General features: G+C 43.9%; 14 protein-coding genes. 9 read left to right on the top strand and 5 right to left on the bottom strand.

Translation table 11 applies throughout. The features are described 5' to 3' along the window. Positions 1-23 precede the first annotated feature (23 nt). From ABD744_RS07280 to ABD744_RS07305, 6 genes are all read left to right on the top strand, one after another. Positions 24-1,253, top strand: a complete 1,230-nt coding sequence (locus ABD744_RS07280; protein WP_344796951.1) for an acyl-CoA dehydrogenase family protein — start codon at positions 24-26, stop codon at positions 1,251-1,253. Continuing rightward, positions 1,250-2,068 (top strand): SDR family oxidoreductase, encoded by an 819-nt coding sequence (locus tag ABD744_RS07285; RefSeq protein ID WP_344796953.1) that lies wholly within the window; start codon positions 1,250-1,252, stop codon positions 2,066-2,068. Before ABD744_RS07280 ends, ABD744_RS07285 begins: the two co-directional genes overlap by 4 nt. Beyond that, a complete protein-coding gene (locus ABD744_RS07290; RefSeq protein ID WP_344796955.1) occupies positions 2,065-3,141 on the top strand; it encodes a phosphotransferase family protein in 1,077 nt (358 codons plus the stop codon). The genes ABD744_RS07285 and ABD744_RS07290 overlap by 4 nt, the downstream gene beginning before the upstream one ends. A 9-nt stretch (positions 3,142-3,150) precedes the next feature. Next, complete coding sequence (locus tag ABD744_RS07295) at positions 3,151-3,849, top strand: histidine phosphatase family protein (protein ID WP_344796957.1); 699 nt, start codon at positions 3,151-3,153, stop codon at positions 3,847-3,849. A gap of 36 nt (positions 3,850-3,885) precedes the next feature. Continuing rightward, entirely contained in the window at positions 3,886-4,650 is a 765-nt protein-coding gene (locus ABD744_RS07300) for an SDR family oxidoreductase (RefSeq protein WP_425562139.1), read from the top strand. A gap of 178 nt (positions 4,651-4,828) precedes the next feature. After that, positions 4,829-5,914, top strand: coding sequence for an SMP-30/gluconolactonase/LRE family protein (locus ABD744_RS07305; RefSeq protein WP_344796959.1), 1,086 nt, complete (start codon positions 4,829-4,831; stop codon positions 5,912-5,914). Between the two features lie 653 nt (positions 5,915-6,567). On the opposite strand, the gene ABD744_RS07310 is transcribed toward ABD744_RS07305, so the two are convergent. Together ABD744_RS07310 and ABD744_RS07315 are read right to left on the bottom strand one after the other, a co-directional pair. Next, entirely contained in the window at positions 6,568-7,029 is a 462-nt protein-coding gene (locus ABD744_RS07310) for a flavodoxin family protein (protein WP_344796961.1), read from the bottom strand. Next, on the bottom strand, positions 7,022-7,345 hold the full coding sequence (locus tag ABD744_RS07315) for a hypothetical protein (protein ID WP_344796963.1): 324 nt from the start codon (positions 7,343-7,345) through the stop codon (positions 7,022-7,024). Before ABD744_RS07315 ends, ABD744_RS07310 begins: the two co-directional genes overlap by 8 nt. Before the next feature lie 106 nt (positions 7,346-7,451). Between ABD744_RS07315 and ABD744_RS07320 the strand changes: the two genes are divergently transcribed. Next, positions 7,452-7,961: a DUF6942 family protein gene (locus tag ABD744_RS07320; protein WP_425562140.1), complete on the top strand. Its 510-nt coding sequence runs from the start codon at positions 7,452-7,454 to the stop codon at positions 7,959-7,961. 22 nt (positions 7,962-7,983) lie between these two features. Here the strand turns inward: ABD744_RS07320 and rapA are convergent, their stop codons facing one another. Beyond that, entirely contained in the window at positions 7,984-10,776 is a 2,793-nt protein-coding gene (gene rapA, locus ABD744_RS07325) for an RNA polymerase-associated protein RapA (RefSeq protein ID WP_344796967.1), read from the bottom strand. Positions 10,777-10,961: 185 nt separating this feature from the next. Here rapA and ABD744_RS07330 point away from each other — a divergent pair, with 185 nt between their 5' ends. Continuing rightward, entirely contained in the window at positions 10,962-11,507 is a 546-nt protein-coding gene (locus ABD744_RS07330) for a DUF6933 domain-containing protein (RefSeq protein ID WP_344796969.1), read from the top strand. A 22-nt stretch (positions 11,508-11,529) separates the two neighbouring features. Here ABD744_RS07330 and msrB read toward each other — a convergent pair whose 3' ends face one another. After that, entirely contained in the window at positions 11,530-12,699 is a 1,170-nt protein-coding gene (gene msrB, locus ABD744_RS07335; RefSeq protein WP_344796971.1) for a peptide-methionine (R)-S-oxide reductase MsrB, read from the bottom strand. A gap of 89 nt (positions 12,700-12,788) precedes the next feature. After that, positions 12,789-13,427 (bottom strand): GTP cyclohydrolase I FolE, encoded by a 639-nt coding sequence (gene folE, locus ABD744_RS07340; protein ID WP_344796974.1) that lies wholly within the window; start codon positions 13,425-13,427, stop codon positions 12,789-12,791. Between the two features lie 245 nt (positions 13,428-13,672). Between folE and ABD744_RS07345 the strand changes: the two genes are divergently transcribed. Next, positions 13,673-14,965, top strand: a complete 1,293-nt coding sequence (locus ABD744_RS07345; protein WP_344796976.1) for a DEAD/DEAH box helicase — start codon at positions 13,673-13,675, stop codon at positions 14,963-14,965. Positions 14,966-15,016 lie beyond the last annotated feature (51 nt).

Consider the following 15,016-nt stretch of genomic DNA (forward strand, 5'->3'; position numbering starts at 1 on the left):
TACACATTGAACAGGAATACAACATGGATTTTTCTGCATCAGAAAGTGGGCAACAAGTTCTTAATAAGCTCAAACAGTTTATGAAAGAAGAAGTTCATCCTATTGAAGAGGCTTATTTTAAAGAGCTAAAAGCGCTGGATAACTCTTGGGTTGTACTGCCTGTAATAAATGAATTGAAAGCCAAAGCGAAAGCGCAGGGGTTGTGGAATTTATTTCTGCCAAATAGCGAGTACGGTGCAGGCATCAGTAATTCAGATTACGCTCTGATGGCGGAAGAAATGGGGCGGAGTTTTATTGCGCCAGAAATATTTAACTGTAATGCCCCGGACACCGGCAACATGGAAGTGTTGGTTCATTATGGTTCTGAGACACAAAAACAAGAATGGTTATTACCGTTATTGGCTGGGGAAATTCGATCTGCATTCTGTATGACTGAGCCAGAAGTGGCTTCTTCTGACGCCACAAATATGGAGGCTACCGCCATTATTGACGGTGATGAGGTGGTGCTTAATGGCCGAAAATGGTGGAGCACCGGAATCGGGCATCCAGATTGTAAAGTACTCATCTTTATGGGGTTAACCTATCCTGACGGACCTAAGCACGCCAAGCACTCCATGGTTTTGGTGCCAATGAGCACCCCCGGAGTGAAACTGGAGCGCATGCTCCCTGTTTTCGGTGAATATGATGAGCCATACGGTCATGGAGAAGTCAGCTTTACGAATGTCCGGTTACCTAAAAGTGCCATTATTGCAGGGCCAGGGCGTGGTTTTGAAATTGCACAAGGTCGATTGGGGCCGGGGCGTATTCATCATTGTATGAGGGCCATTGGTGCTGCAGAACGTACATTGGATTTATTGATACAGCGAGCGGTTTCACGAGAGGCATTTGGTAAGCCGATTGCCAACCTGGGGGGAAATCGGGACATCATTGCCAATGCAAGAATTGCCATTGAACAAGCAAGATTGCTTACACTGAAAGCGGCTTGGCTGCTGGATACAAAAGGAATTCTGGGAGCAATGAGTGAAGTATCGCAAATCAAGATTGTGGTGCCTAACATGCTACAGACTATTGCGGATCAGGCCATCCAAATACACGGGGGTGCAGGGGTCAGCGAAGACTTCCCTCTGACGTCTTTATTTGCTTATGCCAGATGCCTACGGTTGGCAGACGGGCCAGACGAAGTTCATCGCGGATTGGTAGCAAAGATTGAATTAAAAAAATATGAAAAATCAAAAAAGGATGCAGCAAAGTGAAAAATGTAATCATCACCGGAGGAGCCAGTGGTCTTGGTCTGGCATTGGCGCACGAGTACGCAGCTCAAGACTATCAGATTTGCATCGCTGATATGCAAAAAGAGCTGGGATTGCAGGTTGTTGAAGAGCTTAAAGCCAGAGGCTGTAATGCGTTTTTCTTTGAGCTGGATGTACGGTCAGATGAGGGGTGGGCTGAGCTTTATAAGGAAGTGACTAAACAATGGCAGCAAGTGGATGTACTGATTAACAATGCGGGCGTTGCTGCTGCAGGATTGATCGAAGACCTGCCTATGGACGATTGGGCCTGGCTGATGGACATCAATGTGATGGGGGTTGTTCGTGGTTGTAAGACATTTGCACCCTTAATGAAACACCAGGGGTTTGGTCACATAATCAATGTTGCGTCTATGGCTGGTCTGTTACATGCCGCGACCATGTCTGCTTACAACGTTTCTAAGTCTGGGGTAATCGCGCTTTCAGAAACACTAAGAATTGAATTGGCTGGGTTTAACATCAACGTTTCAGTCGTTTGTCCTGCTTTCTTTCAAACCAATCTCACTGCAACGATGAGAACGAATATTCCGGGCGTTACGAACACGGTTAATAAGTGGATGGCCTCTTCAAACGTTACGGCGGACGATGTCGCTAAAATGACCTACGACGGAATGGTTCATAAGCGGTTCTTCATTTTAACGCACCGCAAAGAGAAAATGTTGTGGTGGTTGAAGCGGCTCAGTCCTGAAGCCCTTCAACAACTCATGATCAGAACAACTAAAAAACAGATTCAACGAATGATGGAGAAAATGGCGTCATGAGTATGGAGTCAATCAATGATCAACCTACTGCAGTCAGAGACGGTGAAGAGTTAGATGTTGCTAAGGTTGATGCTTATCTGAAATCCTCTCTCGACGGTTTGATAGGGACACCGACCGTGCGTCAATTTCCTGGAGGTGCTTCAAACCTGACGTATCTGCTTTCTTATGAAAATACGGATTTGATTCTGCGTCGACCTCCCTTCGGTACTATTGCAAAGTCGGCACATGACATGCTTCGAGAAGCACACATCATTGATAGTCTAAAGCCTGTCTACGACTACGTTCCCGGCATAGTTTCGATATGCGAGGACCGGTCTGTTTTGGGTTGCGATTTTTATGTCATGGAGCGTCTGGAGGGCATTATACCTCGTCAGGATTTGCCTAAAGGACTTAAGCTGTCAGAAGCGGATACCAGAAAACTGTGTCTCAATGTCATTGATCGTCTAATCGCATTGCACCAGATTGACCCTCAAGGAACTCAGCTAGAGCAATTTGGCAAAGGAGAGGGGTATGTTGAAAGACAAATAAAAGGCTGGTCTGATCGGTACAGAAAAGCCATGACCGACGATGCTTCAGGCTTTGAAGAGGTTATGGCCTGGCTTTCCGAAAACCAACCCCAAGACATAGCGAATTGCCTGATTCATAACGATTATCGGTTCGATAATGTGGTTTTAAATCCTGATAACCCGTTTGATGTCATTGGCGTGCTTGACTGGGAAATGGCCACGTTGGGTGATCCGTTAATGGACTTAGGGAATACGCTGGCTTATTGGGTTGAAGCCGGAGACGACCCTCAAATGCAGTTTATGAGGCGTCAACCGACACACCTTAAAGGCATGCTGACCAGAAAAGAGGTGGTTGACTATTACCTGGATAAAACTGGCTATCAAGTCACTAACTTTGACTTCTATGAGATTTACGGGTTGTTTCGTTTGGCGGTCATTATTCAACAAATCTATTATCGTTATTACCACGGGCAAACTAAAGATAAGCGGTTTGCTAACTTTATTCATGCTGCAAATTATCTCGAAACTCGCTGTATGAAATTGATCTCAGAACATTCGGATAGCTAAGGGCATTTTATGGCTGAGCTGTATTTAATTCGACATGGACAAGCATCCTTTGGTGCGGAAGATTACGATCGGCTTTCCGGTTTGGGAGAAAAGCAATGCTTGCTTCTGGGGAAACATGTGGCCCGGTTTACAGATCGTATAAAGCTGGTAACGGGGAGTCACCTGCGACACCATCAGTCGAAAGATGCATTTCTTTCCGGGCTTGGCCAAGGCCGGCAGAATGTTGAGTCATTGTTGGAAATGCCTGAATTTAATGAGTTTGATCATGAAGAGGTATTGTTCAAGGCATATCCTGAAATTAAATCTAAAAAAGATCTGGCAATGATAATTTCTCAGGCTGACGTTCCTAAAAAAGCCTTTCACTTGATGTTCCAAGCATCAGTCGAACGGTGGATTTCAGGTCATTTTGAGGATGACTACAAGGAACCATGGCTCGCGTTTCAGCAGCGGTGCATAGCGGGCCTTGATGCCTTGATTGCTGAAAACTCAGGTTCTGCACCAGTGTTTCTGTTTACTTCAGGGGGACCTATCTCGGTTATTCTGAAGCATGTCATGGCGTTATCAGACAAAGCAACTTTTGCTCTGAATGACAACCTGGCAAACAGTGGAATCACCCGGCTCCTTTATTCGAATGAACGAATCAGCCCATCGTATATAAACAACTTTTCTCACCTTGAACATGACAATAAATTAATCAGTTACCGGTGAGCCGGCTTTAACAAAGAGAATAAAAATAGGACGATCATGAAAAACACTTTTGATTTAACTGGAAAAATCGCATTAGTGACAGGCGCTAGCCGAGGTATTGGCGAGAGCATTGCTAAATCCCTCGCGGATGCAGGCGCTCACGTTATTGTTTCAAGTCGGAAAATGGACGGGTGTCAGGCAGTGGTGGATCAGATTATTGCTGCAGGAGGCAGTGCAGAAGCCATTCCTTGCCACATAGGTGATATGGACCAGATACATCACATTTTCTCCGTCATTAAGGACAAACATAACCGTCTTGATGTATTGGTGAATAATGCAGCGACTAATCCCTATTTTGGTCATATCCTCGATACCGACTTATCTGTGTTCGAAAAGACAGTGGATGTGAACATTCGCGGGTATTTTTATATGTCCGTGGAAGCGGGCAAGCTAATGAAAGAGCAGGGCGCAGGCTCAATTATCAATGTTGCCTCCGTAAATGGTGTCATTCCAGGTCATATGCAGGGCATTTATTCGATCACCAAGGCATCCGTAATATCAATGACTAAATCGTTCGCCAAGGAGTGCGCTGCGTTGGGTATCCGGGTCAATGCACTGTTGCCGGGTTTAACTGACACCAAGTTTGCTTCGGCAATTACTTCGAATCCTGCGATCAATAAAATGGCCCTTGAACATGTTCCAATGAAGCGTGCCGCACAGCCGGATGAAATGGCTGGCACCGTTCTTTACCTGGCATCTGAGGCGAGCAGTTATACCACGGGGGCGTGCATTAATGTTGATGGTGGGTATTTGACTGTTTGATATATATTTCAGTAGGTTAGGTGATTTTATTAAATAATGTTGTTAGGTTGTTTTTATGGGCATACAGGCCATGGTTTCTGTGGAATTTAAACCCATTTACTGAAGTACTATGGAATAAATAAAGCACCTGGGGTAGTGTTTTAAAAACTTCTGTATCACCAATTAAAAAGGTCACCTAATGTTGAAATTTCTCATGGCTGTTTTATCACTCCTGGGGTTGGCTTCGATCTATTTGATTACCTGGCCTGTGCCTGTTCAGCCCACTGCCTGGCAAGCTCCGGAGGATCAGGGCTTAACGGGTGCATTTGCAGCGAATGATAAACTGTCTTCAGTAGAGATCATTACTTTGGGAAATGAAGAAGGCCCGGAAGACTTAGCGATCAGTGATAGCGGTGAAGTGTATTTCTCATTGTTGGATGGGAAAATCATGCGGCTTAACGAAAGCAACCAACCTGAATTATTCGCTGAAACAGGAGGCCGTCCACTAGGTATTGAATTTTCGCCAGACGGAAACCTCATTGTTGCAGATGCCTATAAAGGGCTTTTATCAATTTCCGCAGACGGTAAAGAAGTCACTCTACTGACGAAGCAAGTGAAAGGCAGTCCTATCCGTTATGCTGATGATGTTGATATTACTGACACCGGGGTGATTTATTTCACAGATGCATCCACAAAATTCCCTGCTGATATTTATGAAACGTATGGCGCCAGCTTATTGGATATTATGGAGCATGGTGGCCACGGCCGAGTCTTAAAATACTCACCTGAAACAAAAGAAACGACCGTTGTGTTGAGTGGTCTGCAGTTTGCTAATGGTCTGGCTGTTTCTCATGAGCAAGATGCTATTTTGATAAACGAGACAGGTAGCTATCAAGTACTGAAACACTGGATCGAGGGTAAGAAGAAGGGCACTACAGAAGTATTGATCAGTAATTTACCTGGATTTCCGGATAACATTAATCAAGGCAGAGATGGTAATTATTGGTTAGGGCTGGTCAGTCCAAGAAGTAAGGCGTTAGACATGTTGTCTGGTTTCCCCTTTTTAAGATCTGTTGTGCAGCGTCTTCCTGCTTCCTTACGCCCTAAGGCTGAGAGCTTTGGGCACGTTGTATTGATTAATGGCTCTGGCGAGGTAATTACAAGCCTTCAAGATCCAAGAAGCCAATACGGCTTTACTACGGGCGCTGTAGAAAGTGGTGAATGGCTTTACGTAAGCAGTTTGCATGAGAAAGTGTTGGCCAGACTGAGTTTATCCGGGATGTAGGCGAGCTCGCTTAGCTTTATGTGATCTGCATCAAATAATAATCATTATCTTTTACTGACTCTGAGGTATGGTTATCAGAATTAAATATCATGAATTGGTACCATGCTTGTCTAATATATAAGCGAGAAGGGAAGCAAGTACATTATGTCAATTCATGAACACCCAACCAATAATGAATCTTGTAGTTTAGGCGGTGCCGGTTGGTTGTGGATTGCTCTCGCCACTACTGTATTTACCTTGGTTTGGACTCTGTAAAAACGTTTTGTCGGTTTACAGTTAACGGCATTGCCACTTATCAGATAGAGCTATATTCCACTGGTTTATTGGCCAAAATGTACTTTATTTATATATGTAGCTTTTGAAAAGAAGTTGCGAGTTAACACTCTCCCGTCCAAAAGGGGATAGACCATGGCAACTGTTTCTCATACGACGTATTTTGATAATTGGGTTTTGAATTTCGTTCGAGGTTATCTTGCGTTTTCATGGGGTGCCGTAGCTTTCTTGGTAGTGATGATAGTGCTGGAAGTAATGTAAACAGCGCATCATCTAAAAGCGGGCTTTTTCTTACCATCCACAATGTATTTGGTTATGTGGCAATGGCTGAAGAGGAAGTTCGCTTTTAATATGTCTTTAAAAAGGCTCTCCCGACTAAATCAAATGATCCCGGCTTCCAGGCTGATGGCCATGGCTTGTCCGAGTTCTTCACATTGATCGATAAAACCGGCTTCAAAGTCCCCTCGACAGGTAATAGGCTCTTGAACTACTCGCCAGCGTAAACCGGTTGTAATGGTTTCAATCGCTTTTCGAGTGCCTGTTCCGTCATGACCTGCGCGAATGACAAAAGAGAAAGGCATGCCTTGCGTCTTTTCCAGACAAGGATAGTAATTACGGTCAAAAAAATCCTTCATTCCTCCGCTCATGTAGCCAAGATTTTCAGGGGTAAACAGGATGATGGCATCACTGCTTAAAACATCTGGCGGCTGACATTCGAGTGCAGGCACTGCCACAATGGAAAGTTGGTATTCCGTAGGATCATTCGTAAGGGACAGCGCTTCGACGAGCATACGTGTGTTAGGGGAAGGGGCGTGATAAACGATTAGAAGCTTTTTACTCATCTTCCCAGACCCATCTTAATGGTTCTCCAAAGTCATCGTAGACTAACTTTCTTTTCGGCTTAGACGTCCTAGGCTTGGCTTTTTTCTTGTGGGCGCTCTTTTTTCTTGAATCAATCGCAGCTACCACATCGTTAACATAACTGCGCGGCTCTTTTTTTTCATCAAATAATACGGTTTCCTGAGCCTTGAGTGGGCCACCAACCACACCGGATACACCAGAGTTTATCTGTTGTACGGAGCCGCCATTACTTTCATAGGAAAGGATGTCCTGGCTCATCATTTCACGTAACTGTGCTTTTGTTGGCTTTCGTTTCATAAGTCTAATTGCTTTGAAGAGTTATGAGTATTGCGATGTGTTAACATTTCAAGAATAACACGAATCAATTCAATGGCTAAATATTCATACTGGAAAAGGGCTGGGCGTGCCAAAAATAGGCTGTAACTCTCCGAAGATAATTGTTTGCATTAATCATCCTCTGCCTGTTGGGGCATCTCCCGAAACTCAGCCTTTAACAAAAGACTGGATGGAAGATATCAATCAAATTGGTGGCAATAATTGGCGAAAAATCTTTAATATTTACTCTAAGATGTGCTTTCAATTGATTGATTTAAAAGGGGTTGGTCTTGGTAGCGTCTCTACTTGGCAAAAATACAGAGATGATTTATTGCTCAGAAGTGAGAGTGGATTTCAGCTGCAATATCTAATGGGTGCGGAGTACGATAATCTGGACCAAAATGCGCTGTATCTGATTACGGGCAAAAAGTGTGCTGAAGAGTTGGGCGTGAAGGATCAGTTGCATTGGCTTGATAATGATTTTGCTCAGGTTCTTGGGAAAAACATGTTGGTGTGTCCGTACTTTGATTATCGGCAATTATCCAATAAAAAGCTCGATACCCTCTGCCGTTTGGTAGCAGAGCGGATCGAGCTTTAATGAGTTCTTTTTATAGGGAAAACTAAGATCCGTTTACAATGACCCGGATGGCTTCCAGTTTAATCTGACAGCTATCAATGGCGGTTTTACAGGCTTCTTTTTGGTTGATAAGCGCATCAATTTCTTCTTGACGAATGTTTGGGTTGAAGTTCTTTAAGCTGATTAAGCGGTTAATCTCATGATCAAGAACCTGATCCGCTCGTTCATTGGCGGTCTTAACAAGTCCCGCAAGCTTTGATTTAGCTTGTTTTTCAGCAATCTGAAATACTTTAAATATTAAGTCTTTCTGCGATTTAATGACTTCATGGCGAATGGCCTTGCTGATTTTTTGGCGATGCTCATGTAAATGCTGATCCGTGAGGTATTCGGTGAAGTCTCGGCTGTCATGGGAGACAACATGGCGGATGACACTCTTTGGCATGAAACGGTAGCACTGGCTGGATTTCGCCGCTTGTACCACAGGGGTATGAAGCGTTTCCACGTATAAAGTACCCGGCTTCAGTCTTTGGTCTTTAATCAGACTGAAGGCGGCGTTGCCATAGTGATGATCACAGACTAAATCCATGACACCAGTCACCATAGGGTGTTCCCATGTTAAAAACTGGAAATCTTCCCGTTCAAGTGCTCTGTCGCGGTCGTAGGTAACTGTAATGGCCTCATCGGTAACTCCCGGGAAATGATCGGTCAGCATTTGCTCCCCGGCTTTTACTACCCAGGTGTTTTCTGAATGCCTTTCTCGGTCAATACCAAAACAGTTAAATGCGGTATCCATGAACTTTTTCGGGTCATCGAATTCAAAGTCTTCAATCTCATGAATGATCTGAAGAGCCTGAATTGGCTGGCATGAGTTTAGCTCTAACAGGCGATCACGTCCGGCATCAATTTTCGCTTTAAGCGCTTGGTTGTCTTTTGCTGTGTCAGAAATTAAGGCATCAGTCAGTGCTGGATCATTGGTCTCAATGCACTTGTTCAGTCTTTCCTGATACTTCTGAACTAACGCTTCTCCAGTGGCACAAGATTGGCTGAACGCGAACAAGCCTTCGTCATACCAGCGTTTATAAATTTCCTGAACTGTGCCTGAAAAATATGGGACGTGTATTTTAATATCTTCAGTTTGACCAATTCGGTCCAGACGTCCAATTCGTTGTTCCAGCAAATCCGGATGGGCAGGTAAGTCATACATGACAATATGGTGTGCAAATTGGAAGTTGCGGCCTTCACTGCCAATTTCAGAGCAGATCAGCAGTTGCGCGCCGTCTTCCATGTCTGAGAAATAAGCGGCAGAACGGTCCTGCTCAATAATGCTCATACCTTCGTGGAACGCTGTTGTTTTCAAGCCCTCACGCAGTCTTAGGTGTTCTTCTAAAGCCAGGGCAGTTTCTGAGTTTCTGCATATGATCAGTAGCTTATCTTTCAGTTGTTTATACAGTTCAATGAGGTATTTAACCCTGGGGTCGACCTCAAGCCATTGGCGTTCATCCAAACCTTTTTCTGGCGTTAAAGAATGGCTGGAAAACAACTCTGGTTTTTCTAGTGCCTGTTCTTGCAAAATACGTTGCGGGAACCCCTTAATAGCAGAGCGCGTATTTCTGAATAAAACACGTCCTGTTCCGTGATGGTCTATTAGGTGGTTGATCAAAGACTGTTTGTTTTCATTGGTTTGACTGGACTCAAAAGTCTCAATCAGTTCGGCCAGTACGGAGTCATCAGACATCTTTTTGATTTCAGCCAGGCATTCGCCGGAGACTTCGTCGCTGTCAACAAGTTCGTTAATTGCAGAAGATATCTGATAATAGTTTTCTTCTTGTGTTTTGAACTGGTCAAGACTGTTAAAACGTTGAGGATCTAGTAAATGTAAACGCGCAAAGTGGCCTTCAACACCTAACTGTTCAGGGGTTGCGGTTAACAATAACAAGCCGGAAGACTTATCTGCTAAGGCTTGAATGTGTCGGTATTCTTCGCTGATTTCTGACTCTGACCAATGAAGATGGTGAGCCTCATCAACCACCAGTAAGTCCCAATTAGCCGATAGGGCAGACTGATGAATCTCTTCTTCATGCCACAATTTATTTGATATAAGAATTAGTTGATTCTGCTCGAATGCTTCTGGTTCTAACGCTCTTTCTCTGTCGTATACACTGAAATGCAGATTGAATTTCCGGAGCATTTCCACCAGCCATTGATGTACCAAGGTATCTGGCACGGAGATCAAAACCCGGTTTGCCCGGCCGTTCATTAGTTGTTGGTGAATGATCAGGCCGGCTTCAATGGTTTTCCCTAGCCCAACTTCATCGGCTAACAAAACACGAGGGCAGGGACGGTTTGCTACGTTATTGGCAATAAAAAACTGGTGTGGGGTAAGGGAAATTCTGGGCCCCATCAAACCATAGTACTTTGCTTGTTCCAGACGCTCACGCTCCAACAAACTCTTGTAGCGTAAATGGAACCACTGGCTGCCATCGATATTCCCGGCGGAAAGTCTTTCCCATGGCGCATTTAACGAAACCTGATCGCCGATTTCCAGCTCAGGTACGGGTCTGACTTCACCATTTGGGTCTTCGGCAAGGTAAATGTTTAACCCGTTATTTTCGGTCACTTCAATGACTTTGTATTCGTTCCCTTCACGATCCGAAAATGTATCGCCAGCTTTGAAGGTGATTCTCGAAAGGGGGGCATTATTTGAGGCATATGTTCTGCGGTCTTCAGCGGCGGGGAAGAAAATCTCAATCATTCTATGATCGACTTGTGTAATGATTCCCAAACCGAGCTCAAGCTCTGTGGTACTTAAATAACGTTGGCCAACTGAAAAACTCATAAATTACCTCATCCTAATACAGGCGCGCCATTTTAACGACTCGCCTGTCGATATCAATCACCGTTTACAAAGTTTCGCAATTTTGAAACTATACGGACACGATAAGGCTAAAACTTTAGATGAAATTCTTTAATGCTGCCTAAAATTCACACACCTATTTGATTGTTATCGTCAGGAGTAATCGATTGCTAGTCCATATTACGAACAGCCTGACTTCTTACCTCAAAGAGCAATTGCATAATAATCAACAAGAGCCACACCAATTGGTGTCTAAAAGTCGTATGGTGGGTGACGCTTGGCAGTGGCATGCGCATCGGTTTCCTTATGGCGACTCCTGTTGTGTGTTGTTATGCCACGACGCGACCGGATTTGTCTTGTCCATTACGGGGTTGGAACCGCCTGATTATCATTACATGAGTGACATCATCAAAGATCTCTTGATGGCCGCTATCGAGGATCTTGGGTTCAGTCCCGTGCAATCGAAAAAACTGATTTTGAAGCTTGGCGCAGTTATGTACGATGACCAATGTCTCGGGTCAGTGAAGGAGATGCTGAGCGTGGCCTGGCAGGACTTAAAAAACCTGTTGGTGGATCGCCCAAACTTGTTACTTTGGAACCCAATTACCATCAATCAACTGATTAATGAACGAATCATTAAGATGGATGGCGAATGGTGCCGACCAGATGGATTATTCAAGACTTTTGTTGAAAACGAGTTAAAGGGGCTTTGATAAGCCCCTTGACTGGATTTTGCTAGCGGCTGGCGGTTTCAAAAAGATTTGAATACTGCCCGTAACCTTCTTTTGCTAATTCTGCCTTAGGGATGAACCTAAGCGAGGCTGAGTTAATGCAATAGCGAAGACCAGTGGGTTGTGGGCCATCTTCGAACACATGACCCAAGTGTGAATCACCAAACTTACTTCTGACTTCGGTACGAGGATAGATCAGCTTGTAGTCTGTTTCCTCTACGATGAATGCACTGTTAATGGGTTGACTGAAGCTTGGCCATCCTGTGCCGGATTTGTATTTGTCCGTAGACGAAAAAAGAGGTTCTCCAGAGACGATATCGACGTATATTCCTGGTTCTTTATTATCCCAGTACTCATTGGTAAAAGGTCGTTCGGTGCCTTCTTCTTGCGTGACCTTGTATTGAAGCGGCGTTAATTTACTCTTAATTACGGCGTCAGAAGGTTTTGTATATTGTTGACTCGAACGGCTTGGGCTTGATTCCAGTGAAGACTGCTTTCCTTGTTTTTTGAGAATGTCAGCAATCGTCATTGGGTTGGTTGTTCGGTCTGCCCCCCAGATTGTATCAAGGTATTGGTCGCGCCCTGAATTGTATCGGTAGAATTTATACCTTAGCGGATTCTTTTTATAGTAATCCTGGTGGTAATCTTCCGCAGGCCAGAACTTCTCAAAAGGTATTAGCTCTGTATCAATGGGTTTATCAAAGAGTTGTGTTAACTCCAGATCCTTAATTGATTTTTGTGCTTTCTCAAGTTGTTCTTTTGAATGGTAAAAAATAGCAGGGCGATAGTGTGGGCCGCGATCTACAAAAGAGCCTTTGGCATCGGTTGGATCAATGTGTCGCCAAAACTGATCCAGAACACCTTCATAATTTACAACTGAAGGATCATAAGTAACTTGAATGGCTTCAATGTGACCTGTTGTGCCAGCGGAAACTTGCTTGTAAGTTGGATTTTCGAGGGCTCCGCCGGAGTAACCTGAGACAACATCAATAACGCCTGGCAATTTTTCAAGATCTGACTCTGTACACCAAAAACATCCGCCAGCCAGCGTGGCAACTTTATACAGTTTTTTACCTTGTGTTTCATCGGCTGATGATCCACTCATTGGATTAGAAAACACCCAAACAGGTAGCGCAACGGCGAATATACCTGCTGCTGTAATCCACTTTTTCATTCCATACCCCTTGATATCTAAACTTTACGTGACATCCATAGGACACTGTTTAGATAAAAAGGTTGCAATGGTGGTAATTACTTTATCTGCTAATTGAGGAATTCTGTACGAGTGGTACCGTTTGTTTTAAAGCTACCACCCAAGGCTGTTGTTTCTGTGGTTGAGTTAACATCCTTGATGCCTCGGGCTTTAACGCAATAATGTGAGGCTTCAATAGTCACCGCTACATTCTTGGTTTCCAGTAAAGTTTGTAGCGCAATCAGTACCTGCTGAGTCAGTCTTTCCTGGACTTGAGGTCTTTGAGCAAAGAAACGAACGATGCGGTTGATCTTGGAAAGCCCGATGATTTTGCTTTCTGGAATGTAAGCAACTTTCGCTTCACCATCGATCGTGACGAAGTGGTGTTCACATGTGGAAGTCAAGCTGATGCTTTTAACCTTGATCATCTCTTCGACGTTCATTTTATTTTCAATAAGTGCAATTTTAGGGAATTGCTCGTAATCGAGGCCGGAGAAAATCTCGTTTACATACATCTTGGCAATTCGATGAGGTGTTTCAGCCAAACTGTCATCGGATAAATCCAGACCTAATGTTCCTACCACTTCGGTCATAAGGCCTTTAATGCGCTCATATTTCTGCGTGTTATCAAGCCCGGTTTCGATCAATGGGGTTTCAAGGCCGTGCTCAATCAGAGCGTTTCGAACACGTTGGGCTTCTTCAGAAATCATTGCTGTCTCCATGTCGCATTGAGCTGCGGACTTGTGCGTTTAAATATTCGTTGTTACAAAAAAATGAACTTTAACAAAATATATGGTTAAACCGAAATAATTTGACTAAAACAGTAGGATAATTCCAAAGCTTTTATTGTTTCTCTAATCCCTCAGTAATAATTCGTTTGAATGAAGAGAGCCGATATTTATTACGGTGAGTGTAGTAACTGTGGTAAAGTTCGCCTTTTTTATTGGTATAAAATATGTTTTCAGAATTTGACCTTGAACCTGAACTTCTTCAAGCCATTGAAAATATGGGGTTCACTGCACCCACGACAACGCAAATGCAAGCCATACCTGCCATTAAAGAAGGTGGGGACATGGTGGTTACTGCGTCTACCGGGTCTGGTAAAACTTTATCCTTTTTAGTGCCTATGGTTCAGAAAATCCTTGAAAACTATGAATTTCTCGAACAACCGAAAAAAGGTCAGCGCGTTCAGACCATTATTCTTGCACCTACTCGCGAGCTGGCCAGTCAGATAAACTCCGTATGTACGTCACTTTTAGAGTTCACTCAGCTGAATTCTTGTGAACTGATTGGCGGTGAAGACTTTAAAGACCAACAAAAGGAATTAAATCGTTTTCCGGATGTGGTCATAGCAACGCCTGGCCGTTTACTAGAACATTTGGACGCACGCTCTTTAAGTTTGAAAGAAGTGTCTCAAGTGATTCTCGATGAGTCAGACCGTTTGTGTGATTTAGGTTTTGCAGATGACTTATTAGCCATTCTTGGTCATTTAGACGAAGATCAGGCCGGTACTGAGTTTGAGCTGGAGTGCCAGACGATCATGTTTTCAGCAACCACCTCAGGGAGAACAAGGAAACTTGCGGAACAGATTCTTAAGGAACCTCAATTCCTGACAATCAATGCTCGCCGAGCGCAAAACGAAAATATTGTTCAGCAAATTGTCTTGGCAGATGATGAACGTCATAAATTAAAGTTGATGGTGTGGCTGTTAGAGAACCAACCATTTGAACGAGCCATTGTGTTCGTGAACACCAAAACACAAGCCGATAATTTGTGCGGAAAGCTACGTTATCATAAACAACGTTCGGCCGTGTTACACAGCAACATGAAACAAAGTGTTCGAGAGGGCACTTTAGCTGCCTATAAAGAAGGTCGGGCAAATGTCTTAGTTGCTACTGACTTGGCAGCTCGAGGCTTGGACGTTGATAATATCGATGTTGTTATCAACTTTGATATGGCGAGAAAGGGCGACGATTATACGCACCGTATTGGCCGAACAGGCCGTGCCGGGAAGCAAGGCGAATCTTTTGTATTGATTATGCCGAATGAGTGGAATTTGATGTCTTCTATTGAGCGTTACTTGAAGATTCGCTTTCGACCAAAGATTATTGAAGAACTTTTGGGTGAATATCGAGGACCCAAGAAAGTAAAAGCCTCCGGTAAAGCAGCGGGAACTAAGAAGAAAAAGAAGAAGGTTGACCCGAAAGCGAAAAAATTGAAAAAGAAGTCTCCAGGCAAGAAAAAATAACGTCGAGAACGTTAAAAGAGTGAATTAATTACTGAACGCTAAGCGCCTTAA

The organism is Litoribacillus peritrichatus (assembly GCF_039537985.1).
Classification (GTDB): domain Bacteria; phylum Pseudomonadota; class Gammaproteobacteria; order Pseudomonadales; family Litoribrevibacteraceae; genus Litoribacillus; species Litoribacillus peritrichatus.